Source organism: Xanthomonas massiliensis (assembly GCF_900018785.1).
Taxonomy (GTDB): Bacteria; Pseudomonadota; Gammaproteobacteria; order Xanthomonadales; family Xanthomonadaceae; genus Xanthomonas_B; species Xanthomonas_B massiliensis.
In genome coordinates this window covers 97,461-121,772 of the sequence record NZ_FCOY01000005.1, presented here as the reverse complement: position 1 = coordinate 121,772, position 24,312 = coordinate 97,461, and the positions used below count along the sequence as shown (strand labels likewise).

19 protein-coding genes and 1 pseudogene are annotated in these 24,312 nt (G+C 72.9%); 11 read left to right on the top strand and 9 right to left on the bottom strand.

Going from position 1 to position 24,312, the window contains the following annotated elements; all coding sequences use genetic code 11:
- Positions 1–118: 118 nt before the first annotated feature.
- A pseudogene (locus BN3794_RS17105) lies at positions 119–2,171 on the bottom strand (pyrroloquinoline quinone-dependent dehydrogenase).
- A gap of 317 nt (positions 2,172–2,488) precedes the next feature.
- Here BN3794_RS17105 and BN3794_RS02300 point away from each other — a divergent pair.
- The 3 genes from BN3794_RS02300 to BN3794_RS02290 all read left to right on the top strand — a co-directional run bounded on the left by BN3794_RS02300 (position 2,489) and on the right by BN3794_RS02290 (position 6,826).
- Positions 2,489–2,893, top strand: coding sequence for a nuclear transport factor 2 family protein (locus BN3794_RS02300; protein WP_066092737.1), 405 nt, complete (start codon positions 2,489–2,491; stop codon positions 2,891–2,893).
- A gap of 208 nt (positions 2,894–3,101) precedes the next feature.
- Positions 3,102–5,570 (top strand): DEAD/DEAH box helicase, encoded by a 2,469-nt coding sequence (locus BN3794_RS02295; RefSeq protein ID WP_066092734.1) that lies wholly within the window; start codon positions 3,102–3,104, stop codon positions 5,568–5,570.
- Entirely contained in the window at positions 5,567–6,826 is a 1,260-nt protein-coding gene (locus BN3794_RS02290; protein ID WP_066092731.1) for a ribonuclease H-like domain-containing protein, read from the top strand. The genes BN3794_RS02295 and BN3794_RS02290 overlap by 4 nt, the downstream gene beginning before the upstream one ends.
- Before the next feature lie 164 nt (positions 6,827–6,990).
- Here the strand turns inward: BN3794_RS02290 and BN3794_RS02285 are convergent, their stop codons facing one another.
- Both BN3794_RS02285 and BN3794_RS02280 read right to left on the bottom strand, forming a co-directional pair.
- Complete coding sequence (locus BN3794_RS02285) at positions 6,991–8,697, bottom strand: M56 family metallopeptidase (protein WP_078059538.1); 1,707 nt, start codon at positions 8,695–8,697, stop codon at positions 6,991–6,993.
- A 3-nt stretch (positions 8,698–8,700) separates the two neighbouring features.
- Positions 8,701–9,084 carry a BlaI/MecI/CopY family transcriptional regulator gene (locus tag BN3794_RS02280; protein WP_066092726.1) on the bottom strand — a complete coding sequence of 128 codons (384 nt, stop codon included), beginning with the start codon at positions 9,082–9,084 and terminating at the stop codon, positions 8,701–8,703.
- A 171-nt stretch (positions 9,085–9,255) separates the two neighbouring features.
- Here BN3794_RS02280 and BN3794_RS02275 point away from each other — a divergent pair, with 171 nt between their 5' ends.
- From BN3794_RS02275 to BN3794_RS02260, 5 genes are all read left to right on the top strand, one after another.
- Positions 9,256–9,573 (top strand): hypothetical protein, encoded by a 318-nt coding sequence (locus tag BN3794_RS02275; RefSeq protein ID WP_066092722.1) that lies wholly within the window; start codon positions 9,256–9,258, stop codon positions 9,571–9,573.
- Positions 9,574–9,601: 28 nt separating this feature from the next.
- Positions 9,602–9,790 carry a hypothetical protein gene (locus tag BN3794_RS16215; protein ID WP_147675625.1) on the top strand — a complete coding sequence of 63 codons (189 nt, stop codon included), beginning with the start codon at positions 9,602–9,604 and terminating at the stop codon, positions 9,788–9,790.
- Positions 9,791–9,853: 63 nt separating this feature from the next.
- Positions 9,854–10,234, top strand: a complete 381-nt coding sequence (locus BN3794_RS02270; protein WP_066092719.1) for an I78 family peptidase inhibitor — start codon at positions 9,854–9,856, stop codon at positions 10,232–10,234.
- Between the two features lie 200 nt (positions 10,235–10,434).
- On the top strand, positions 10,435–14,889 hold the full coding sequence (gltB, locus tag BN3794_RS02265; RefSeq protein WP_066092717.1) for a glutamate synthase large subunit: 4,455 nt from the start codon (positions 10,435–10,437) through the stop codon (positions 14,887–14,889).
- Between the two features lie 115 nt (positions 14,890–15,004).
- Positions 15,005–16,477 carry an FAD-dependent oxidoreductase gene (locus BN3794_RS02260; protein ID WP_066092714.1) on the top strand — a complete coding sequence of 491 codons (1,473 nt, stop codon included), beginning with the start codon at positions 15,005–15,007 and terminating at the stop codon, positions 16,475–16,477.
- 241 nt (positions 16,478–16,718) lie between these two features.
- On the opposite strand, the gene BN3794_RS02255 is transcribed toward BN3794_RS02260, so the two are convergent.
- A complete protein-coding gene (locus tag BN3794_RS02255) occupies positions 16,719–17,318 on the bottom strand; it encodes a nitroreductase family protein (protein WP_066092711.1) in 600 nt (199 codons plus the stop codon).
- A gap of 145 nt (positions 17,319–17,463) precedes the next feature.
- A complete protein-coding gene (locus tag BN3794_RS02250) occupies positions 17,464–18,558 on the bottom strand; it encodes an NADH:flavin oxidoreductase/NADH oxidase (RefSeq protein ID WP_066092708.1) in 1,095 nt (364 codons plus the stop codon).
- A gap of 127 nt (positions 18,559–18,685) precedes the next feature.
- Here BN3794_RS02250 and BN3794_RS02245 point away from each other — a divergent pair, with 127 nt between their 5' ends.
- From BN3794_RS02245 to BN3794_RS02235, 3 genes are all read left to right on the top strand, one after another.
- A complete protein-coding gene (locus BN3794_RS02245) occupies positions 18,686–20,611 on the top strand; it encodes an MFS transporter (protein WP_066092704.1) in 1,926 nt (641 codons plus the stop codon).
- Between the two features lie 182 nt (positions 20,612–20,793).
- Positions 20,794–21,159 carry a CD225/dispanin family protein gene (locus BN3794_RS02240; protein WP_066092701.1) on the top strand — a complete coding sequence of 122 codons (366 nt, stop codon included), beginning with the start codon at positions 20,794–20,796 and terminating at the stop codon, positions 21,157–21,159.
- Complete coding sequence (locus tag BN3794_RS02235) at positions 21,159–21,581, top strand: DUF2752 domain-containing protein (RefSeq protein WP_425476688.1); 423 nt, start codon at positions 21,159–21,161, stop codon at positions 21,579–21,581. The genes BN3794_RS02240 and BN3794_RS02235 overlap by 1 nt, the downstream gene beginning before the upstream one ends.
- Before the next feature lie 7 nt (positions 21,582–21,588).
- Here the strand turns inward: BN3794_RS02235 and ampE are convergent, their stop codons facing one another.
- The 4 genes from ampE to BN3794_RS02215 form a co-directional block, all read right to left on the bottom strand.
- Complete coding sequence (gene ampE, locus BN3794_RS02230) at positions 21,589–22,476, bottom strand: regulatory signaling modulator protein AmpE (RefSeq protein ID WP_066092695.1); 888 nt, start codon at positions 22,474–22,476, stop codon at positions 21,589–21,591.
- Between the two features lie 70 nt (positions 22,477–22,546).
- Positions 22,547–23,446, bottom strand: coding sequence for an NAD(+) diphosphatase (gene nudC / locus BN3794_RS02225; RefSeq protein ID WP_066092692.1), 900 nt, complete (start codon positions 23,444–23,446; stop codon positions 22,547–22,549).
- Positions 23,447–23,462: 16 nt separating this feature from the next.
- Positions 23,463–23,843, bottom strand: a complete 381-nt coding sequence (erpA, locus tag BN3794_RS02220; RefSeq protein ID WP_066092689.1) for an iron-sulfur cluster insertion protein ErpA — start codon at positions 23,841–23,843, stop codon at positions 23,463–23,465.
- Positions 23,844–23,874: 31 nt separating this feature from the next.
- A complete protein-coding gene (locus tag BN3794_RS02215) occupies positions 23,875–24,312 on the bottom strand; it encodes a bactofilin family protein (RefSeq protein WP_066092686.1) in 438 nt (145 codons plus the stop codon).

Genomic DNA, 24,312 nt, shown 5'->3' with positions numbered 1-24,312 from the left:
CGAAGCCGCCGGCGACCGGCCCGGGAAACACCGGAGCCGGAGGCGGCCACGCCAGAGCGGTTGGCAATCCTCGCCCTGCCCCAGGCCCGTGGCATGCGCACGTCCGTCAAGGCGGGGATCAGCCGCGCCGACGCCGAAGCCACAGCCAGTGCACGCCCCAGGCGCACAGGCCCGGCAGCAGCACGGCGACGCCGGCCAGGATGGCCATCCGCACCGCCCGGCCATGCTGGAACACCACCTCGCGGCCCTCGCCGTCCAGCGTGTAGGCGACGACGTAGTCGCCCATCGGGCTCAGGCCCTCGCGTCCGCCGGCGGCGATGGCCACGTACTGCCGGCCGGCGACGGCATAGACCGACGGCGTGGCGTTGCCTCCCGCCGGCAGCTTGGCGTCCCACAGGGTCGTGCCGGTGGCGGTGTCGAGCGCGCACAGGCGCGCATCGCCGGAGGCCGAGACGAAGGTCAGCCCGCCGCCGGTGGTCACCGCGCCGCCGAGCAGCGGCAATCCCACCTCCAGCGGCAACCAGGGCAGGGTTTCCTCCAGCGTCCCGAGCGGGCGCTCCCAGGCCACGCGCCGTGTCCGCAGGTCGACCGCGACCAGCTTGCCCCACGGCGGCCGCACGCACGGGGTCCCTTTCGAAGAGCTCAACGTGCCGCGGCGCATGCCGTAGGGCGTGCCGTCCATGCGGTTGAACTCCTGTCCGGGGAAAATCCCGGCGCGCGTTCCCGTCGAAGCGTTCGCGCGGGATCAGCGCGACCTGCATCGGCAGCTCGGTCACCGGCACGATCGCCAGCTGGCGCTGCGGATCGACCGCGATGCCGCCCCAGTTGACGCCGCCGGCCCAACCCGGCCATGCCACGGTGCCGCGCACGCTGGGCGGGGTGAAGATGCCCTCCGAGCGCAGCCCGGCGATCAGCCGCTCGCACTCGCGGCGCTCGCCCGGGGTCGGCCCCCAGGCATCGGCGGGCGTGAGCCGGTCATGGCGCGCCAGCCGCAACGCGGGCTCGGGCATCGGCTGGGTCGGCGCGGCGTGCTCGCCCGGCACGTCCGAAGCCGGTACCGGCACCTCCTCGATCGGGAACAGCGGCCGGCCGTCGCGGCGGTCGAACGCGAACAGGAAACCGGTCTTGGTCGCCTGCAGCACCGCCTGGCGCGGGCCCTGCGCGGTCTGCAGCGTGGCCAGGGCGGGCTGCGAGGCCAGGTCGTAGTCCCACAGGTCGTGATGCACCAGTTGCCGTGCCCACACCCGGCGGCCGCTGTGCAGGTCGAGCGCGACCAGCGAATCGGCATCGCGGTTCCCGCCCAGGCGTTCGCCGCCGTAGTAGTCGGGGCTGGCCGAGCCGGTCGGCACGTAGACCAGGCCCAGCGCCGGATCGGCCGACAGCGGCGCCCAGGCGTTGGCGGCGCCGACGGTGGCGGCCTGCTCCGGCCGCCAGCCCTGCGCCACCGCCGCGACCGGATCGCGCGGCACCGGATCCCAGCGCCACAGTTCGCGGCCGCTGCGCACGTCGTAGCCGCGCACCACGCCCTGCTCCTCGGCGTGCGCACGGTTGTCGCCGATCGAGCTGCCGACCACCGCCACGCCATCGGCGATCACCGGCGGCGAGGTCACCGCATAGTTCCCCCACGGGCCGTCCGCGTCGCGCAGCGCGATGCCCCGGCGCAGGTCCACCGTGCCGGCCTCGCCGAAGCCGGCGCAGGGCGTGCCGGTGGCCGCGTCCAGCGCGATCAACCGGGCATCGAGCGTGCCGAACAGGATGCGCGCGGCGCAGGGGGCGCCCGCCGCGGCCTGCGGGTCGCGCCAGTAGGACACGCCGCGCGAGGCCGGGTCGCTGAAATGGCGGTCGCGCCGGATCCGGGCATCGAAGCGCCACAGCAGGCGGCCGCTGGCCGGGTCCAGCGCGAACACGATGCCGGTGCCGGTGGCCAGGTACATCCGCCCGTCGACCACCAGCGGATTGGCCTCGAAGCGGCGGCGCTCCGGGTCGGGCAGGCCCCGGCCCATCTCGCCGGTGCGGAATGCCCAGGCGATGTGCAACCGGCCGACGTTGGCCGGGGTGATCTGCGCCAGCGCCGAATGCTGGCCGCCGCCGGGCGCCCCGCCATAGGCGGGCCAGTCGCCCGGCGCCGCCCCTGCCCCCGTGGCCGCCAGCAACAGCCCGGCCGCCACCATCCTCGATCGCATCATGGCCTGCCCTCCCGTTCGATACCGGCCGTCACTATTGCCTCCGCACCGGCCCGCGGCCACGTCGAAGGGACCAGGCGGGCGTGGGGAGGGACGAAACGACCGCGACCAGGGACGAATCGATACCCGGGCAGCGGCCCGGAGCTGCAGGAGCCGCAAACGGCCACGGGGCCGCGACCCGGGTTGCGTCCGGAAACCTCATCGGGCGCGGCATCGCCCGGCGTGGCCAGCGCCTGCGGGCCCTTGTCCCCGGCCGCATTCCGCCCCATCCCCGGTCATTCGTACCGCCCTTCCCGGAGACCCGCATGTCCCCTTCCCTCGAAAACGGCAAGCAACGCATCGCCGCCCTGTTCCGCGACGTGCTGCAGGCGCCGGTGCTGGACCCGGCCGCGGTCCAGGCGTACTTCGATCCGGCCTATGTGCAGACCGTCGATGGCACCACGCTGGACCACGCCGGCTTCCTCGCCCACATGCGCAAGCAGAAGGAGGCGATCGCCTCGATGGAGGTGGATTTCCTGGCCATGGCCGAGGACGGCGATACGGTGTTCACCAACCACGTGGTCACCGCGACCAGGAAGGACGGCGGCACCGTGGTGGTCAAGGTGATCGCGCAGTTCGTGTTCAAGGACGGTCGCCTGGTCCGCTGCGACGAACTGACCCGGCTGCTGCAGGGCGGCCACGACGATCGCGACATCGGCTCGCGCCATTGAGGGGCGTCCGCAGGCCGCGCTCGACCGGGCCTGACCGACCGGGCCTGACCGACCTGACCTGACCTGACCTGACCTGACCTGACCTGACCGGGCTGGGCCGGGCCGGGCCGGGCCGGGCCGGGCCGGCGAATCGTGCGTCAACCGCCCGTCTCATAGGCTGAGACGTGCCTGTGCTCACATGCCGATCCTTTGATCGACCAAGGGCGTCATGGCTTTCTCCCTCGCACCCCGCACCGAAGCCAGCGAACGGGCGCTGGCGACCACCGAGGGCCGGCCTTCGCGCGACGGCGCGCTGCTGACCGCGCGACTGGAGCGGCGCTACGGCGACCGCATCACCGGCAGCTTCACGATCCCCGGCCGCGAGGGACGCTACGCGCCGATCCCGGACGACGTGCCCGACGCGCTGAAGGCGGCGCTGAAGGCACGCGGCATCGAGCGGCTGTATTCGCACCAGGCCGAGGCCTGGGCGGCCACGCAACGCGGCGAGCACGTGGCCGTGGTCACCCCGACGGCCTCGGGCAAGTCGCTGTGCTACACGCTGCCGGTGGTCAGCGCGGCGATGCAGGGCCACGCCAAGGCGCTGTACCTGTTCCCGACCAAGGCGCTGGCGCAGGACCAGGTGGCCGAGCTGCTGGAGCTCAACCGCGCCGGCGAACTCGGGGTGAAGGCCTTCACCTTCGACGGCGACACCCCGGGCGATGCGCGCCAGGCGATCCGCCTGCACGGCGACATCGTGGTCTCCAACCCGGACATGCTGCACCAGGCGATCCTGCCGCACCACACCAAGTGGGCGCAGTTCTTCGAGAACCTGCGCTACGTGGTGATCGACGAGATCCACACCTACCGCGGCGTGTTCGGCAGCCACGTCACCAACGTGCTGCGCCGGCTCAAGCGCATCTGCGCGTTCTACGGCGTGCGCCCGCAGTTCATCCTGTGCTCGGCGACGATCGGCAACCCGCAGGCGCATGCCGAAGGCCTGATCGAGGACCGCGTGCACGCGATCACCGAGTCCGGCGCACCCACCGGGCCGAAACATGTATTGCTGTGGAACCCGCCGGTGGTCAACGCCGACCTGGGCCTGCGCGCCTCGGCGCGCTCGCAGAGCAACCGCATCGCGCGCATCGCCATCAAGTCGGGCCTGAAGACACTGGTGTTCGCGCAGACGCGGCTGATGGTGGAGGTGCTGACCAAGTACCTCAAGGACATCTTCGACCACGACCCGCGCAAGCCGCCGCGCATCCGCGCCTACCGCGGCGGCTACCTGCCGACCGAGCGGCGCGAGGTGGAGCGGGCGATGCGCGCCGGCCACATCGACGGCATCGTCAGCACCTCGGCGCTGGAACTGGGGGTAGACATCGGTGCGCTCGACGTGGTGATCCTCAACGGCTATCCCGGCAGCGTCGCGGCGACCTGGCAGCGCTTCGGCCGCGCCGGCCGCCGCCGGCAGCCGGCGCTGGGCGTGCTGGTGGCCAGCAGCCAGCCGCTGGACCAGTACGTGGTGCGGCACCCGGACTTCTTCGCCGATGCCTCGCCCGAGCACGCGCGCACCGCCCCGGACCAGCCGCTGATCCTGTTCGACCACATCCGCTGCGCCGCCTTCGAGCTGCCGTTCCTGCAGGGCGAGATGTTCGGCCCGGTGGACCCGCTGGTGTACCTGGAAGCGCTGGCCGAGACCGAGGTGGTGCACCGCGAGGGCGAGCGCTGGGAGTGGATCGCCGACAGCTACCCGGCCAACAGCGTGAGCCTGCGCGCGGTGGCCGACGGCAACTTCGTGGTGGTGGACCGCAGCGATGGCCACCAGCAGATCATCGCCGAGGTGGACTACTCCGCCGCAGCGCTGACCCTGTACGAGGGCGCCATCCACATGGTCCAGTCCACGCCCTACCAGGTGGAGCAGCTGGACTGGGACGGGCGCAAGGCCTACGTCACCCGCACCTTCGTGGACTACTACACCGACAGCATCGACTTCACCAAGCTCAAGGTGCTGGACCGTTTCGACGGCTGCCTCGCCGGGCACGGCGACTGCCACCACGGCGAAGTGCACGTGGTGCGGCGGGTGGCCGGCTACAAGAAGATCCGCTACTACACCCACGAGAACATCGGCTACGGCCCGGTCACCCTGCCCGACCAGGAGCTGCACACCACCGCGGTGTGGTGGCAGCTGCCGCAGGCCACGCTGCTGCGCGCGTTCGCCGACCGCCAGGACGCGCTGGACGGCTTCCTCGGCGCCGCCTACGCGCTGCACATCGTCGCCACGGTGGCGGTGATGGCCGATGCGCGCGACCTGCAGAAGGCGGTGGGCAGCGGCGACGGCGCCTGGTTCGCCACCGCCGACGAGCGCGGCCGCGGCCAGCTGCGCGGCGCCGAGGGCGAGGCCGGCATCGAGCTGCAGCAGAGCTTCGTGCCCACCGTGTACCTGTACGACAACTTCCCCGGCGGCGTCGGCCTGAGCGAGCCGCTGTGGCGGCGCCAGGCCGAGCTGGTACGGCGCGCGCGCGAGCTGGTGGAGCGCTGCGACTGCAAGGGTGGCTGCCCGGCCTGCGTCGGCCCGGTGCTGGCCGCACAGGAAGACGGCGACGGCGCCACGCCGAAATCGCTGGCGCTTCAGGTGCTGGGCCTGCTGCAGGCCGACGCGGCCGGCGCCGCGCGGCCGGCCATGCCGGACGCATCGGCGTGAGCCTGACCCTGGACAAGCTGAAGGCACTGCGCCGGCAGGCGGGCGCGGTGCCGGCGGGATCCGGTCCGGGGCCCGGGCCGGGCGCGAGCGCCGGTGCCGCCGCGTCGCCGGGAAATCCGGCCACCGACGCTGCGGCTCATCCGCGTCCCGACATCGCGGACGAGGCCGGTCGCATCGGCCACGCCGCGGCTTGCGCACCGACCGGCGCCGCGGCCTCGGCGACCTCCGCGACGCCACCGCATCACCCGGCCCGAAGCACCGGCCCGGCCACCCGCATGGCGTCTTCGTCGCCGGACCGCGCCACGTACCCAACCGCCGCGGACGTCATCGCCTCGACGCCCGCACCGGCACGGCGCCCCGACCCGCCGCCGGACGGGACGACCGCCACCGGCAACCGTTCCGTGTTCGACTGGATTTCCCCGGCCGCCAACGACAGCGCGCGGCGCGGCCTGCAACCGCAGGACGTGGGTGCGCTGCGCCGCCTGCTGGCCACACGCGAGCGCCGGCCTGCGCCCGTCGGCACTGGCACTGGCGTTCGGCCGGTCCAGCGCGGCACGGCACTGGACCGCAGCCTGCCCGGGGAAGAAATCGCGCCGGGCCTGTGGAAAACCGAGGCCTTCCTGCCGCAGCCGATCCCGCGCGCGGCCTTGCCCCTGGCCTTCGCCAAGCGCCCGGACGAAGCCGTCGATCCGCGCGCACTGCTGTTCTTCGACACCGAGACCACCGGCCTGGCCGGCGGCACCGGCACCCGCGCCTTCATGGTCGGCGCCGCCGACTGGCACGTGGCCACCGACGGCCGCGAAGGCCTGCGCGTACGCCAGCTGACCCTCGCCACCCTGGCCGCGGAAACCGCGATGCTGCGCGAATTCGCCGCCTGGCTGGGCCCGCGCACGGTGCTGTCCAGCTACAACGGCCGCTGCTACGACGCGCCCCTGCTCAAGACCCGCTACCGGCTGGCGCGATTGGCCGAGCCGCTGTCCGCGCTCGACCACGTGGACCTGCTGTTCCCCTCGCGCCGGCACTGGCGCGGACGCTGGGAGAACTGCCGGCTGGCGACCATCGAGCGCCAGGTGCTGGGCATCGTGCGCGAGGACGACCTGCCCGGCAGCGAGGCGCCGGCGGCCTGGCTGGGGTTCCTGCGCGGCGGCAGCGCGGTGGACGTGCGCCGCGTCGCCGCGCACAACCACCAGGACGTGGTGACCCTGGCACGGCTGTTCCTGCGGCTGGTGGAAGCGGAAGCCGCCGCCTCCGCGTGAACCGCGGCGGGCAGGTGCCTGGGCAGGCCGGGCGCGCACGGCTATTGCACTGCTAGCCGAGCAAAGGAAAAGCCCGGCTTCGGCCCGGGCGCGCGGACGGCGCCTCGGCCCCGTCCTGTGCGGGCGTGCCACGCAGGACGGTGGCGAGCCTGCCGGAATCCCGGTCAGTCGCGCTCGGCGTCCCGGGTCTCGGCCGCGGCGCGGCTGGCCTCTGCGGTCGCGCGCATCGCTTCGTCCACCGCCTCGCGCACGTCGCGCGCGATCTTCGCCGCGTCGATGTCGGCGACGGCGGCGCGGGCGACCAGCCGTGCACGGCGCTGTTCCGCCATCCCGTCGGCACGCGCGCGGCGGGCTTCGGCCTGGGCCTGGGCGATCTGCGGGCCGATGCCGGCCAGTTCGCGCCTCACCTCGTCCATCGCTTCGCGCGCGGCCTGGCTGCCGAGCGCGGCCGACAACCGGGCCAGCTCCCCGCGCTGGGCCTCCACTTCGCGCCGGGCCTGCGCGCCCGCCTGGCGCGCGGCTTCGGCCGCCGCCGCGATCGCCTTGCGGTCGGCTTCGCCCAGGCCCTGGGGGGCCTCACCGCGGATCACGTGGACATGGGTACGATACGGCGCCGCAGGTACCGGGGGCATCGGCGGCACGGGTGGGGACGGCGGCACGGCCGGCGCCGGCGGCGCAGGCGGAGGCGGCAACGCGCCGGGCATCGGCGGCGCCGTAACCGCCGGCGTTGCCGGCGATGCACTGGCGGCGGTGCGGACGGCCGGCGGCGCATGGGCCGCTGCCGGTTCGACCGCGGCGCCGCTGCGTTCGGCAACGATGTCGCGCGCGGCGAGGTCGGCCTCGTCGGCCGCCGACAATGGCGTGCGGGCGACGGCGGGATCGGCGATGTCGGCCGCGGCGGTACTGGCCGGGATCGCCGGCTCCGGCACCGCGGCGACGATCCGGAACGGGACGACACCGACCAGCGCCACCGCCGCCAGCAGCAGCGAGGTGGCCGGGCGCGGCAGGGATGCGGTGTGTTGCAGCATGACCAGTCTCCTCTTGAGGCTGCGGAAGGTCGGGGAAGCGCTGGCCAGGCCGGCGCAGGAACGCGGCGCCACGCCCAGCCGCAGCAGCAGGCGGCCGTAGTCGTGGCGGCAATGGCGGCTGCCCGCGACCACGGCGGCGTCGCAGGCCGCCTCGCGGGCGATGCCGTACTCGCGCACTGCCAGGTGCAGCAGCGGATTGAAGAAGAACAGGTGCCGGGCCAGTACCGGTACCCAGCCCCAGCGCAGGTCGTGGCGCTGCAGGTGCACCAGTTCGTGGGTCAGGGCCAGGTCCAGCGCATCGGCCGGCAGCGGCGTGGCCGGCAACAGCAGCACCGGGCGCCACGGCCCCACCAGCTGCGGCGAGGCGATCCGCGGTGAGAGGCGCAGCGGCGGCACCCGGCGCAGGCCGTGGGCCTCGGCGGCCAGCGCCACCGCACCGACCAGGTCCGCACCGGCCGGTATCGCATCGGCCAGCAGGCGCCGGCTGGCACGCCAGGCGAACGCGCTGCGCACGCCCATCCACGCGACCCCGGCCAGCCACAGCGCCACCAGCAGCATCGTCCAGTCGAAGCCCGGGAGAGCCGCGGCGGCCACGCCGGCATCCACGGCCGGTACCCGCGGTACCGGCGGCGGCGCGGGTACCGGCCACCAGGCCAGTTCCAGCGGCGCCGCGCACAGGCCCACCAATGCCTGCACGCCCACCAGCCACCACATCCAGCACTGGGTGGAGGCGGCCATGCGCGGCAGCAGGCGGGTGATCGCCCCCACCAGCGCCACCAGCAGCACCGTCTGCACGCTGGTGGCGGCCAACCGCCCCAGCAGTTCCTGCATCAGACCGTCCATGGCTCAGCCCTCCCGCCGCTGCGACTGCAGCCGCGCCACCAGGGCCTCGAGCTCGGCCAGCTCGCCGTCGCTGACCTCGCCGCGCTCGGACATCCACGCCACGAACGGGCTGACCGACCCATGCAGGGTCTGCTCGACGAAACGCGACACCGCGCCGCGCACCACGTCCTCGCGCGCGGCCGTGGCGGCGTAGCGGTAGACGCCGTCGACCTTGCGCCGCGCCAAGTAGCCCTTGGTGCGCAGCCGCTCCATCATCGTCAGCACGGTGGAACGGGCCAGGCCGCGGCCCTCGCCGAAATCGCCGGCGACCTCGCCCACCGTGGCCGTCCCGCGTTCCTGGATATGGCCCAGCAGGGCCAGTTCCTGATCGCCGATGCTTGCCTTCATGACGCCTCCACGAGGTTGACTACATGTGTAGGCGATAGTGCCATGGCGACACCTGTAGTCAAGCATGACCGATGGCACGGTGCCGGCGGTCGCGGGCCGCGATTTCATGTCGCGCACACGGCGCCGGCCGCAGGCTCGCTTGGCTGCCATCCGTTCCCGACAGGAGTCGCCATGCCGCGCATCGTCGTCGTCGCCCTCGTCCCGGTCCTCCTGGCGGCCTGCGCACCCACGCAACTGACCAGGATCGAGCCGCTGGACGGCACGATTTCCGGCCAGTGCCACGTGGACGCGGTCCGCGGCGTGGTCGGCCTGGCCGCCGGCCCGAACACGGTGGAACGCGCCCGCGTGGACAGCGACAGCCTTCATGTACGCACCGTGCCCACCGGCCAGGGCGAACGAGGCGCGGACACCGCCGCCGGCCAGGGCGGCGACCGCCTGACCCTGGAAATCGGCGCCACCCACGACATCACCGCGGTCTACTGCGGGTAGCCGCACCGCCGGACCCCGGAGGCCGCCGATGACGCAATGGATGCTGATCGCCGCCCTCGCCGCCGCCGCGCTGTGGCTGGCGCCCTGGCTGGTCATCCTGGTGCGCCTACGCCGCTGCCAGCGCCTCGGGCGGTTGCCACGCACGCTGCGCCGGACCGGCCTGCCGCCGGTGCCGCGCCGCACCCGCCCGCACCGGTTGCGCTCGCGCCTGTCCTGAACTTGCCCGCCGCCAGTGGCGGGGTTTGCGTATGCTTCGGGCATGCCCACACCGGAGATCGCGATGCGCCTGTCCGCCGTCCGCCTGCTGCTGGCCGCCACCGTGCTGTCGATCGCGGCCTGTTCGCCGCCGCACCCGGACGAGCAGGAGGCGGCCACCGCCCGCGCCCAGGCCGCCGCCGCGCAAGCGGCCGCGCCGGACCCGGCCAGCTCCCCGGTGCCGCCGCCGGCGGGCCACTGCGAGGCCGCCGCGGTGCAGGGCCTGGTCGGCCAGGTCCTGGGCGAAGACGACGATGCCCTGGCCGGGCAGGCGCGCCAGGATGCCGGCGCCAGCCGGGTGCGGGTGCTGCACCCGGGCCAGCCGGTGACGCTGGAATTCGACGGCGACCGGCTCAACATCGAGGTCGACGCGCAACGCCGCATCGTCTCGCTGCGCTGCGGCTGAGCATCGCTGGACGCGCGCCGGCCCGGCCCGCGCCGGCGTCGCCGCGGGCCGGCGCCTCGTTGCACCTGCAACGGCAGTTGCGGCACCGCATCAACTGTGCTTAATTCGATCATCCGGTGACCTCCGGATGCGCCAGGGAGCAGGGGCGGGCCAAGAGAGCGTCGCCGATTCCCCAGGACCGCTTCCGAGGCATACACACGATGGCCCCCCGCAACCGCCAAGGGCTCTACGATCCGCAGGACGAACGCGACGCCTGCGGCTTCGGCATGATCGCGCAGCTGGACGACCAGCCCTCCCGCGCGCTGGTCGATACCGCCATCGCCGCGCTCTCGCGCATGACCCACCGCGGTGGCGTGGCCGCCGACGGCCTGACCGGCGACGGCTGCGGCCTGCTGATCCGCAAGCCGGTGCCGTTCCTGCGCGCGCTCGCCGAGGAGGCCGGCATCGCCATCGGCCCGCGCTTCGCCGCCGGCGTGGTGTTCCTGCCGGTGGAGGCCGCCGCCGCCGCCCAGTGCCGGACCGAGCTGGAGGTCCAGGTCGCCCGGGCCGGCGCGGTGGTGCGCGGCTGGCGCGTGGTGCCCACCGACGAGCACGTGTGCGGGCAGCTGGCCAAGGACACGCTGCCGCGGATCGAGCAACTGTTCGTCGATGCCGGCGAGGGCCAGGACGAGGACGCCTTCGCCCTGGCGCTGTTCCTGGCGCGGCGCCGCGCCGAGCAGGCGCTGCGCGCGCATGCCGACTTCTACGTGACCACGCTCTCGCCGCACTGCGTGGCCTACAAGGGCATGGTCCTGCCCGACAAGCTCTCCACCTTCTACCCGGACCTGCAGCGCCACGAGCTGGCCTCCAGCGCGATCGTGTTCCACCAGCGCTTCTCCACCAACACCCTGCCGCGCTGGCCGCTGGCGCATCCGTTCCGGTTGCTCGCCCACAACGGTGAGATCAACACCATCGAGGGCAACCGGCGCTGGGCGCAGGCACGCAGCAAGGTGTGGAAGACCCCGCGCTTCGACATCGCCGAGCTCGACCCGGTGATCTCCATGCACGGCTCGGATTCGCAGAGCCTGGACAACATGCTCGAGCTGATGGTCGCCGGCGGCATGGAGCTGATCCAGGCACTGCGCATCCTGGTGCCGCCGGCCACCCAGGCGCTGGAGTTCAAGGACGCCGACCTGGCCGCGTTCTACGAGTTCTACGGCCTGAACACCGAGCCGTGGGACGGCCCGGCCGGCATCGTCGCCTGCGACGGCCGCTACGCCGCCTGCATGCTCGACCGCAACGGCCTGCGCCCGGCGCGCTGGATGCTGACTTCCGACCGTCAGTTCCTGGTCGCCTCCGAGGCCGGGGTGTGGGAAGTGCCGGCCGAGCGCGTGACCCGCAAGGGCAAGCTCGGCCCCGGCGAGATGATGGCCATCGACCTCAAGCGCGGCGACCTGCTCGACAGCGACGCCATCGACCGCATCAACCGCGCCCGCGCCCCGTACAAGCAGTGGCTGCACCAGGGCCTGACCTACCTGCAGACCGAGCTGATCGACCCGTCGCTGGCCGAGGAGCCGTTCGACGAGCCGACCCTGCGCACCTTCCAGAAGCTCTACCAGCTCAGCAGCGAGGAGCTGGAGCAGGTGCTGCGGCCGCTGGCCGAGACCGAGCAGGAAGCCACCGGCTCGATGGGCGACGACACCCCCATCGCGGTGCTCAGCACCCGCAACCGGCCGCTGTACGACTACTTCCGCCAGGCCTTCGCGCAGGTGACCAACCCGCCGATCGACCCGCTGCGCGAAGGCATCGCGATGTCGCTGGCTACCCAGCTCGGCAAGGAGACCAACATCTTCCATGCCGGCCCGGAGACGGTGAACCACATCCTGCTCAACTCGCCGGTGCTGTCCCAGCGCAAGCTGCGCCAGTTGCTGAAGATGGCGCCGTACGACGAGGCCAACGCGCTGATCGACCTGTCCTATGCGCCCGAGGAGGGCCTGAAGGCCGGCATCGAGCACATCTGCGCGGAGGCCGAGGCGGCCGCGCGCGCCGGCAAGGTCATGCTGCTGCTGTCGGACCGCTATCCGGTGCCGGGACGGCCGATGGTGCACGCGCTGCTGGCCACCGGCGCGGTCCACCACCACCTGTCGCGGCTGGGGCTGCGCTGCGACGTCAACCTGATCATCGAGACCGGCACCGCGCGCGATGCGCACCACATGGCCTGCCTGATCGGCTTCGGCGCCACCGCGGTGTACCCGTACCTGGCCTACCAGACCCTGTTCGACCTGGGCCGGCGCGGCATCCTCCGGCTGAAGAAGGGCGGCGAGGTCACCGAGATCGGCCGCAGCTACCGCAAGGGCCTGCTCAAGGGCCTGTCCAAGATCATCTCCAAGATGGGCATCTGCACCATCGCCAGCTACCGCGGCGCGCAGCTGTTCGAGATCCTCGGCCTGGCCCCGGACGTGGTCGAGCTGTGCTTCCCCGACACCCACTGCCGCATCGGCGGGGTCGGCCTGCAGCGGCTGGACGCGGAGGCGCGCGAGACCTGCGACCGGGCCTGGAACGCGCTGGCGCGCCCGGAGATCGGCGGCGTGCTCAAGTACGTGCACGGCGGCGAGTACCACATGTACAACCCGGACGTGGTGACCAGCCTGCAGCGCGCCACCCGCAGCGGCGATCCGGCCGACTGGCAGGCCTATGCCGAGGCCGTGCAATCGCGCCCGCCGTCGGCGCTGCGCGACCTGCTGCAGCTGAAGCAGGCACCGGTGCCCACCCCGATCGAGGAGGTCGCCGCGGCCGACGACATCCTGCGCCGCTTCGATACCGCCGCCATTTCGCTCGGCGCGCTCTCGCCCGAGGCGCACGAGGCGCTGGCCATCGCCATGAACCGCCTCGGCGGGCGCAGCAATTCCGGCGAGGGCGGCGAGGACCCGGCCCGCTACGGCACCGAGAAGCGTTCCAAGATCAAGCAGGTGGCTTCCGGCCGCTTCGGCGTCACCCCCGAGTACCTGGTCAACGCCGAGGTACTGCAGATCAAGGTCGCCCAGGGCGCCAAGCCCGGCGAGGGCGGCCAGCTGCCCGGGCACAAGGTCAACGAGCTGATCGCGCGGTTGCGCTATGCGCGCCCGGGCATCGGCCTGATCAGCCCGCCGCCGCACCACGACATCTACTCCATCGAGGACCTGGCGCAGCTGATCTACGACCTCAAGCAGGTCAACCCGCAGGCGCTGGTGTCGGTGAAGCTGGTCAGCCATGCCGGCGTGGGCACGATCGCCGCCGGCGTGGTCAAGGCCGGCGCCGACCTGATCACCGTGTCCGGCCACGACGGCGGCACCGGCGCCAGCCCGATCAGCTCGATCCACTATGCCGGCGTGCCGTGGGAGCTGGGCGTGGCCGAGGCGCACCAGGCGCTGGTCGCCAACGGCCTGCGTACGCGCGCGATCCTGCAGACCGACGGCGGCCTGAAGACCGGCCTGGACGTGGTCAAGGCGGCGCTGCTGGGCGCGGACAGCTTCGGCTTCGGCACCGCACCGATGATCGTGCTCGGCTGCAAGTACCTGCGCATCTGCCACCTCAACAATTGCGCCACCGGCGTGGCCACCCAGGACGAGCGCCTGCGCGAGCACTACTTCAAGGGCCTGCCCGAGCGCGTGGAGACCTTCTTCCACCTGCTCAGCCAGGAAGTGCGGCAATGGCTGGCCTACCTGGGCGCGCGTTCGCTGGACGAGATCGTCGGCCGCACCGACCTGTTCGAGCAGGTCGACTACGCCCCGCGCGAAGGCGTGCACGTGGACCTGGCGCGCCTGCTCGGCAATGCCGGCTACGACGGCGGCCACTGCGCGGCGCAGCGCCTGTACGAATCGCCCGACAGCCTGGCCACGCAGATGGACGGCCTGCTGGCCGACGCCATCGCCACCAAGGCCGGCGGCGAGCACCGCTTCCTGGTCCACAACACCGACCGCGCCATCGGCGCGCGCCTGTCTGGCGCCATCGCCCGCGTGCACGGCAACCACGGCATGGAGGACGCGCCGCTGAACCTGCGCTTCCGCGGCAGCGCCGGGCAGAGCTTCGGCGCCTTCAACGCCGGCGGCCTGAACCTGGAGATCGAGGGCGAGGCCAACGACTACGTCGGCAAGGGCATGGCCGGCGGCCGCATCGTGGTGCGGCCGCCGCGCGGGGCGCGCTTCGAGGCGCGCAGCACCGCGATCATCGGCAATACCTGCCTGTACGGCGCCACCGGTGGCGAGCTGTTCGCCGCCGGTCGCGCCGGCGAGCGCTTCGCGGTGCGCAACTCCGGCGCGCTGGCGGTGGTGGAAGGCGCCGGCGACCACTGCTGCGAGTACATGACCGACGGCATCGTGCTGGTGCTGGGCAAGGTCGGGCTGAACTTCGGCGCCGGCTTCACCGGCGGACTGGCCTACGTGCTGGACCTGGACCGCGACTTCGTGGACCGCTTCAACCACGACCTCATCGACATCCACCGCATCAGCGCGGAGGGCTTCGAGAACCACCGCCAGCACCTGCACCGGCTGATCGAGCGCCACCGCGAGCTCACCGGCAGCATCTGGGCGCAGCAGATCCTGGACGAGTTCCGCGACTACATCGGCAAGTTCTGGCTGGTCAAACCCAAGGCCGCCAGCATCGAATCGCTGGCCGACTCGATGCGCCGCGCCGCGTGAGCGGCAGCAACCGGGCCACGCGGGACCGGGCACGGCCAGTGCCCGGCCCCGTACCGCCTCCCCGTCCGCGGGTCCGTCCCCCCGACATCCCTCCTTCCTACCGATCGCCACGCCCATGAGCCGCAAGCAAGTCTTCCAATTCCTCGACCTGCCGCGCGAGATGCCCAAGCGCATCCCGGTGGAGCTGCGCACCTCCGGCGACTGGGGCGAGCTGTACGGCAAGTTCGGCCTGCCCGAGGCGCAGCACCAGGCCGGGCGCTGCCTGGACTGCGGCAATCCCTATTGCAGCTGGAAGTGCCCGGTGCACAACGCCATCCCGCAATGGCTGCAGCTGGTGCAGGAGAACCGCATCGCCGAGGCCGCCGCGCTGTGCCACTCCACCAACCCGCTGCCGGAGGTGTGCGGCCGGGTGTGCCCGCAGGACCGGCTGTGCGAAGGCAGCTGCACCCTGGAGGAGTTCGGCGCGGTGACCATCGGCGCGGTCGAGAAGTTCATCGTCGACTCCGCGCTGGACGCCGGCTGGCGCCCGGACCTGTCCAAGGTCCGGGCCAGCGGCCGCCGCGTGGCGGTGGTCGGCGCCGGCCCGGCCGGGCTCGCCTGTGCCGACCGCCTGGCGCGCGCCGGCATCGCCGCGGTGGTGTTCGACCGCTACGAGCAGATCGGCGGCCTGCTGCAGTTCGGCATCCCCAGCTTCAAGCTCGACAAGGGCGTGATCGCGCGCCGCCGCGACGTGCTCGAGGGCATGGGCGTGGAGTTCCGCCTGGGCACCGAGATCGGCCGCGACCTGCCCTTCGAACAGGTGCTGGAGGAATACGACGCGGTTTTCCTCGGGACCGGTGCCTACCGCTACACCGACGGCGGCCTGCCCGGCCAGGAGCTCAAGGGCGTGCTGCCGGCGCTGCCGTTCCTGGTGCAGAACGCCCGCATCGTCTCGGGCAACGATCCCTGGGGGCGGCCGATCGCCGGCTGGGAGGACAAGATCGCCCTGCCCGACCTCAACGGCAAGCGCGTGGTGGTGCTCGGCGGCGGCGACACCGGCATGGACTGCGTGCGCAGCGCGATCCGCCTGGGCGCGGCCAAGGTCACCTGCGCCTACCGCCGCGACGAGGCCAACATGCCCGGCAGCGCGCGCGAGGTCGCCAATGCCCGCGAGGAGGGCGTGCGCTTCCTGTTCAACCGCCAGCCGCTGGCGATCGAGGCCGGTGCCGACGAGGAAGTCATCGGCGTGACCGTGGTCGAGACGCGGATGGGCGAGCCGGACGATCGCGGCCGGCGCCGTGCCGAGCCGGTGGAAGGCAGCGAATCGCTGCTCGAGGCGGACGTGGTGATCATCGCCTTCGGCTTCTCCCCGAGCGTGCCGGAGTGGCTGGCCGCGCAGGGCGTGCAGGGCGCCGACAACGGCCGCATCGCCGTCGGCGGCACGCGCCTGCCCTACCAGACCGGCAACGCCCAGGTGTTCGCCGGGGGCGACTGCGTGCGCGGTGCCGACCTGGTGGTCACCGCGGTGGCCGAAGGGCGCGACGCGGCCGACAGCATCGCCCAGTGGCTGGGCGTGTCGACCGCCGCGCTGCATTCCGAGGCGGCCTGATCCGGCGCGTTGTATCGCAGCGGCGCCCTCGGGCCCGCCGCGCCGCGACCGCCGCATCCCGGCTCCGGCCGGCAGCCTGGCACCGGCAGCGACGCGGGCCGGCATGCCGTCGCGCGGAACACGCCGGGCCCATCTGCGCCGTGAATCGCCCTGAAGGGCTCGTCCCGTGGCGGGGAGCCGTAAAAAAAGGAGCGGGGCCGTCACGGCCCCGCTCCTCGCCCTTGCCAACCTCGGTCGCGGATCAGGCGAACACGCGGAAGCGCTGGGCGTCGTCCATGAATTCCTTTTCCAGGAACGGCGCCTCGTTGGAGCCGAACGGCATCTGCGCACGCAGCTTCCAGGTGCCCGGCAGGTTCCACTCGGCGGCGGCGGCGGCGTCCGGCAGCGGGTTGTAGTGCTGCAGGCTGGCGCCGATGCCGGCGGTGGCCAGCGCCGTCCAGACCGCGAACTGGGCCATGCCGCTGGCCTGCTCGGACCAGACCGGGAAGTTCTCCGCGTACAGCGGGAACTGCTCCTGCAGGCCCTTGACGATGTCCTGGTCCTCGTAGAACAGCACGGTGCCGGCGCCGGCGGCGAAGCTGTCGATCTTCTTCTCGGTCGCGCCGAAGGCCTCGGCCGGGACGATCTTGCGCAGTGCCTCCTTGACGATGCCCCAGAACTTCTCGCTCTGGGCGCCGTACAGGATCACCGCGCGCGAGCTCTGCGAGTTGAACGAGGACGGCGACAGGCGCACGGCCTGCTCGACCAGGGCGGTCACGTCTTCCTGCGGCAACGGCAGCGTCTTGCCGAGCACGTACTGGGTGCGGCGCTGCTTGATGGCTTCGATCAGCGGATTGCTCATGGGGGATTTCCTTGTTCTGTGTTCGGGAAGGCCCGTCACGCGGGGCGGACACGCAATGCGACGCCGCGCAGTCTGGTGGCGGCGGGGACGGGTGTCGAGGCCGGCGCGCGCAACGAATCGTTGCGCATGCCGCAGCGGTGCCGGCTCAGCCGAACAGGCCGCGCAGCTCGTGCGGCTCGCAGCGCAGGTACTGCGGCGCGGCGTGCACGGTATCGCCCAGCGCGGCGGCGGCATGCCAGGGCCAGCGCGGATCGAAGAGCATGCCGCGCGCCAGCGCCACCGCGTCGGCCCGGCCCTCGGCGAGGATCGCCTCGGCCTGGTCCGGTTCGGTGATCAGGCCGACGGCGATCACCGGCATGCGCACCTGCGCCTTGATCGCCTCGGCGAAGGGCACCTGGTAGCCCGGCCCCAGCGCGATCTGCTGGCGCGGGTCCAGCCCGCCGCTGGAAACGTGGATGAAGTCGGCGCCGCGCGCCTCCAGCGCCTTGGCCAGCTCGATGCTCTGCGCCAGGTCCCAGCCGCCCTCCACCCAGTCGGTGGCCGAGATGCGCATGCCGACGGCGACCTTGTCCGAGACCGCCGCGCGCACCGCCTCGAAGACGCGCAGCGCCAGGCGCATGCGGTTCTCCAGCGTGCCGCCCCAGGCATCGTCGCGGTGGTTGCACAGCGGCGAGAGGAACTGGTGGATCAGGTAGCCGTGCGCGCCGTGCAGCTCGATCAGCTGCAGCCCCAGGCGCTCGGCGCGGCAGGCGGCCTCGACGAAGTGCGCGATCACCGCATCGATGCCGGCCTCGTCCAGGGCCTGCGGCGAAGGGGCGCCGGCCTCGAACGGCAGCGCCGAGGCCGATACCGTCCGCCAGCCCAGCGCATCGTCCGGGGCGATCGCGCCGCGGCCGAGCCAGGGCTTGTCGGTGGAGGCCTTGCGCCCGGCATGGGCCAGCTGGATGCCCACGGCCATCGGCGACCAGCGCCGCAGCGAGGCCAGCAGCCCGGCCAGCGCGGCCTCGGTGGTGTCGTCCCACAATCCCACGTCGGCGTAGGTGATGCGCCCGCGCGGCTCCACCGCGGTGGCCTCGATGATCAGCAGGCCGGCCCCGGACAGGGCCAGGTTGCCCAGATGGATATGGTGCCAGTCGCTGACCGCGCCGCCGTTGGCCGAGTACTGGCACATCGGGGGGATGACGATGCGGTTGGGCAGGCGCAGCGGCCCCAGCGACAGGGGGGAGAACAGATGGCTCATCGCGATTCCAAGGCAGCGGGAGGGATTCCCCATTGCAACGCGCCGGGCCACGGCGATCAACCGCGGCGGGCCGTCGCCGGTGGAACATGCCGTTTTGCTAGGCTGCGCGCTTCGCAAAGGAGCCTGCATGCCTTCCGGTCACTCCCAGTTCGCGCTGCTGCGCCAGCGCCGCTTCCTGCCGTTCTTCGTGGTGCAGGCGCTGGGCGCCTTCAACGACAACGTGTACCGCCAGGCCATCATCGGCCTGCTGTTCTGGCTGGGGGTGAGCCCGGCCGAACGCACGCTGTACACCAACCTGGCACCGGCGCTGTTCATCCTGCCGTTCTTCCTGTTCTCGGCCATCGCCGGGCAGATCGCCGAGAAGCTGGAGAAGCAGAAGCTGATCGTGGTCACCACCACGATGGAGATCGCGATCATGTCGCTGGCGGCGCTCGGCTTCCTGCTGCAGAGCATGCCGGTGCTGCTGGTGGCGCTGTTTGCCACCGGCCTGCAGTCCACCCTGTTCGGCCCGACCAAGTACTCGATCCTGCCGGCGGTGCTCCGGCCGGAGGAACTGACCGGCGGCAACGGCCTGGTGGAGATGGGTACCTCCATCTCGATCCTGTGCGGGATGATCTTCGGCGGGCTGATCTTCCAGCTGGCCGGCGGCCACGGGCCGGTGGTGGCGGCCACCGCGGTGGTGGCGCTGGCACTGGCGGGCAACACGGTGGCGCGGCGCATCCCGCGCGTGGACGCCGGCGACCCGGCGCTGAAGGTGCGCTGGAACCCGCTGCCCGAATCGCTGGCGATCATGCGCCTGACCCGGCGCCAGCCGGCGGTGCGCAACGCGATCCTGGGGGTGTCCTGGTTCTGGTTCGTCGGCACCGTGCTGACCGCGCAGCTGCCCACCTACGCGCTGGACAACCTGGGCGGCGCGCAGGCGCTGTACGTGTTCGCCCTGGCGCTGTTCTCGGTGGGCACCGGCACCGGTTCGCTGCTGTGCGAGCGCCTGTCCGGGCGCACGGTGGAGATCGGGCTGGTGCCGCTGGGCGCGTTCGGCATCAGCGCGTTCCTGCTCGACCTGTACTTCGCCCGGCCCGGCCAGGCGCTGGCCGCCGGCCTGTCGGTGGGCCAGTTCGTGCACCAGCCGGGCAGCGCCCGCATCATGTTCGACCTGCTCGGCATCGGCGTGTTCACCGGCTTCTTCGTGGTGCCGCTGTTCGCGCTGATCCAGAGCCGCACCCCGCGCGGCCAGCTGTCGCGGGTGATCGCCGGGGTCAACATCCAGAACGCGCTGTTCATCGTGGTCGCCGCGCTGGTGGGCATCGCCCTGCAGCTGCACGAGCTGGTGCTGGCCGGCCACCGCATCCCGATGCCGGGCCTGTCGATCCCGCAGGTGTTCCTGGCGCTGGCCGTGGCCAACACCCTGGTGGCGCTGTGGATCTTCGCCCTGGTGCCCGAATTCCTGATGCGCTTCCTGAGCTGGCTGCTGGTCAGCCTGCTCTACCGGCTGCGCGTGCGCGGGATCGAGCAGCACGTGCCCGACGAGGGCCCGGCGCTGCTGGTGTGCAACCACGTCAGCTACATGGACGCGCTGATCCTGGCCGGCTGCGTCCCGCGCCCGGTGCGCTTCGTCATGTACTACCGGATCTTCGACATCCCGGTGATGCGCTGGATCTTCCGCACCGCCAGGGCGATCCCGATCGCCGGGGCGAAGGAGGACCCGGCGCTGATGCAGCGCGCGTTCGACGCGATCGACGCGGCGCTGGCGGCGGGCGAGCTGGTATGCGTGTTCCCCGAGGGCGCGCTGACGCGCGACGGTGCCATCGCCCCCTTCAAGCCGGGCGTGGAGCGGATCCTGGCGCGGCGCCCGGTGCCGGTGGTGCCGCTGGCACTGCGCGGCATGTGGGCCAGCATGTGGAGCCGGCGCGACTCGCGCCTGCACCGCATGCGCCTGCCGCGCCGTTTCCGCGCCCACGTGGAGGTGGTCGCCGGCCCGGCCCTGGACGGCGCGGGCGTCGATGCCGCTACCCTGGAAGCGCGGGTAAGCGCCCTGCGCGGCGATCGCGCCTGAGAAGTCTGCCGGGAGACCGCGCCGCGGCCGCGGCCTGGCGGCCGTGTGCGCGGCTGGCTAGGATGCAGGCGTGCGCCGCCGGTCGGCGGCGCCGGGGACTCGACCTGGCGGGCCGGTCCGGCGCCTCGGCCGCGATGCGCCGGACCGGCCCGCCAGGCCCCGCCACCCAGCAAGGAGATGCCATGAGCACTGTCCCGCCCGTCCCTCCACCGCCGCCGGCGGTGCCGCCTCCGGCCGTCGCCCCGGCCCCCGGCCACGTCCCCAACCACCTGGCCTGGGCGATCATCGCCACCGTGCTAGCCACTTGCCTGTGCTGCCCGCTGGGCCTGCTGGGCATCGTCGCCATCGTCTACGCGACCAAGGTCAACACCCTGCTCAACCAGGGCGACATCGACGGCGCGCGCCGTGCCTCGGCCAGCGCCAAGACCTGGTGCTGGGTGGCCACCGCGCTGGCGATCATCGGGCTGGTGTACGGGATCTGGTGGGTCAGCAGCGGCAGCTACACCCAGTACCAGCAGATCATCGAGCAGTACCAGTCGACGCGGTGATCCGGCTGACGCCCGCGCGCCTGGGCTTCGTGGCGGCGACCCTGGCCGCCGCCACGGCAGGCACCGCGATCCTGCTGGCCGCCGATCCCAACGCGCCGGGCAGCCGTTTCCCGCCGTGCATGTTCCACCTGTTCACCGGCTATTGGTGCGTGAGCTGCGGCCTGACCCGGGCCCTGCACGCGTTGGTGCACGGCGACCTGCGGCGCGCGTTCGCGATGAATCCGCTGGCGATGGCCACGCTGCCGCTGATGCCGGCGATGGTGCTGTGGTCCTGGGGCTGGCAGCCGGCGCGGCTGCGGCCGCTGATGCGCGTGGTGATGGAGCCGCGGCTGTGGCTGGTGCTGCTGCCGGCCTACTGGGTGGCGCGCAACCTGCCGTGGTTCCCCTTCCGCCTGCTCGCGCCGGGCGGCCTGCTCGGCTGACCCGGCCTCAGCCGACCCAGCCGGCGATCACGAACAGCGCCAGCACCGCCAGCCACAGCAGCAGCATCCGCCACAGCAGATTCATCAGGTCGTGGAGCTCGGGCAGGCGGCGATGCGCGGGCACCAGCGCCGTGCCCTCGGCCTCGTCCTCGCGCAGCTCGGCGTTGACCGCGGCCTGCGCCACCGTGGCCAGGAACCCCTGGTCGCCGGTCCAGCGGTTGCCGCCGGCCGCGCGCCAGGCACCGAACACCGCGTCGTAATTGCCGGCCAGCGCCATCGACAGCGCCATCAGCCGCGCCACCGGCCACTCCAGCCCGGCCAGCAGGCGGCGCACGCCATCGCGCGCGGCCGGTGCCAGGGTCGCCGAGGTCCCGCCCCAGGCCAGCCGCGCCACCAGCCGGTAGCCCAGCGCGCCCACCGGCCCCAGCAGCAGGAACCAGAACAGCACGGCGAACCAGCGGCGCTGGGCGCTGGCCGCGGTGGCCGCCACCAGCGCCGGCGCATCGGTGGCCGGCAACTGCCCGTCCACCGACAGCGCCGCCGCCGCGGCGCGGCGCAATGCCTCGTCGCCGGCCTCGACCACCGCCTCCACGTCGGCGTCCAGGTCGCGCGGCCCCCAGCTGTAGACCAGCACGGCCACGGCGAACAGCAGCGAGAGCAGGCCGAGCCAGGGCCCGTGCAGGCCCCATTGCAGCAGCGCCACCAGCAGCAGCGGCGGTACCAGGGCCAGCGCGGCGCCCCAGCGCCCGCGCCAGGCACGGGCGAGCCCGCCCTGGCCCGCCAGCCAGCCCGCCCAGCCGTCGAGCCAGGCGAAGCGTCGCAGCTGCGCCACCGCCGCCGGGGCGACATGGCCGATCGCCAGCGCGACGATCACCGCGAGCAGGGTGCTGAACATGCAGGGATCTCCGGCAGCGGCAGGTCGGCCGCCCGTCGCCCGGATTCTAGCCGAGCGCCGGCACGGCGCCTCAGTCGGCGTGGGCGTGGTACCAGTCGGCGATCAGCGCGCGGGCGATGGACAGCGCCGGCGGCAAGCGCAGCGGCGCGTCCTCGCGATCGTCGCCATGCAGTGCCGGGCGAAGCTCCTCCGGCTCGACCCAGCGCGCATCCTCCAGCTCGCCGGTCACCCGCGGCGCATCAGGCTCGGCCTGGGCGGCGAAGCCGAGCATCAGCGCGCCCGGGAACGGCCACGGCTGCGCGCCCAGGTAGCGGCACGCGGTGACGCGCACGCCGGTTTCCTCGTGGACCTCGCGCACCACGGTCTGCTCCAGCGATTCGCCCGGCTCGACGAACCCGGCGATCACCGAATAGCGCCGCGGCGGCCAGCTCGCCTGGCGCCCCAGCAGCAGGCGCCGGCCATCGCTCACCGCGGCGATCACGGCCGGATCCACGCGCGGGAAGTGGTCGTTGCCGCAGCGCGCGCAGTGGCCGACGAAACCGGCGCGGCGGAACTCGATGGCGCCGCCGCACACGCCGCAAAAGCGGGTGCGTGCCTGCCACCAGTTCATGCCGCGGGCGTAGGCGAACACGCTCGCCAGCGACGCGCTCCAGGTGCCGGCGGCACTGCGCAGGTCCAGGCGCGCCGGGGCCTGCACCGACACCGCCTCGGCATCCACGCAGAACCAGGCGGTGCCATGTTCCAGGCCGAGGAAGATCGCGGTGCCCGGACCGCCGCCGAGCTGGGCGCCGGTCAGCGGCAGCGGCGCGCCGTCCGTGCCGACCAGCGCACTGCCGTCGGCGTCGAGCACCAGCACGCGCGCGGCCGGCCACAGGGCGGCGACGGCATCGGCGTCGTCGCGCAGCGCGTCGGTGCGATCCAGCGCACAGGAGGCGAAGGCGAACCCGCTCAGCGCACCGGCGATGGACATCGCGCCCGCGGCCGGCTCAGACGCTGAAGCTGCTGCCGCAGCCGCAGGTGGTCCTGGCATTGGGATTGCGGATCACGAACTGGGCCCCGGTCAGGCCCTCGGTGTAGTCCACCTCCGCGCCCATCAGGTACTGCAGGCTGAGCGGGTCGACCAGCAGGACGACGCCGTCGGTCTGCACCGCCAGGTCGTCCTCGGCCCGGTTCTCGTCGAACTCGAAGCCGTACTGGAAACCCGAGCAGCCACCGCCCTGGATGTAGACGCGCAGCGCCAGGTCGGCGTTGCCTTCCTCGGCGATCAGTTCGCGCACCTTGGCCGCGGCGGCGGGCGTGAAGTCGAGCGGCCGCTCCAGCGACTGGTAGCCCGGCGCGGCGTTGGGCAGGGAGACGAGCGTACTCATGCACGCAGGATGAGGGCGGCCGCCCCCCGAATCAAGCGCCGGCGAGCAACGCCTGGCCGTCCTCGACCCGGTCTGCGGCCTGCGGTGCCGGCAGCACGGCCTGGGCGCCGGCGTGGATGAGCTGGCCGGTCAGCTGCGCGCCGGCGGCCATTTCCACCACCTGGTAGTGGATGTTGCCGTGCACGCGCGCGGCCGCGGCCAGCTCGACCCGCTCGCTGGCATGCACGTCGCCGTCCAGGCGGCCGTTGATGACCACCACCGGCACGTGCACCTCGCCCTCGATGCTGCCCTGGTCGGAAAGCGTCAGCGAGGCCGGCGCGCCCTCGGTGGCGACCACCTTGCCGACGATGCGGCCTTCCACGTAGAGCCCGCCGCTGAACACCACATCGCCGCTGATGACCACCTGCGGTCCGATCAGCGTATCGACGACGGTCTGCCCGTCGCGCGCGGATTTGCTGTTGCCGAACAT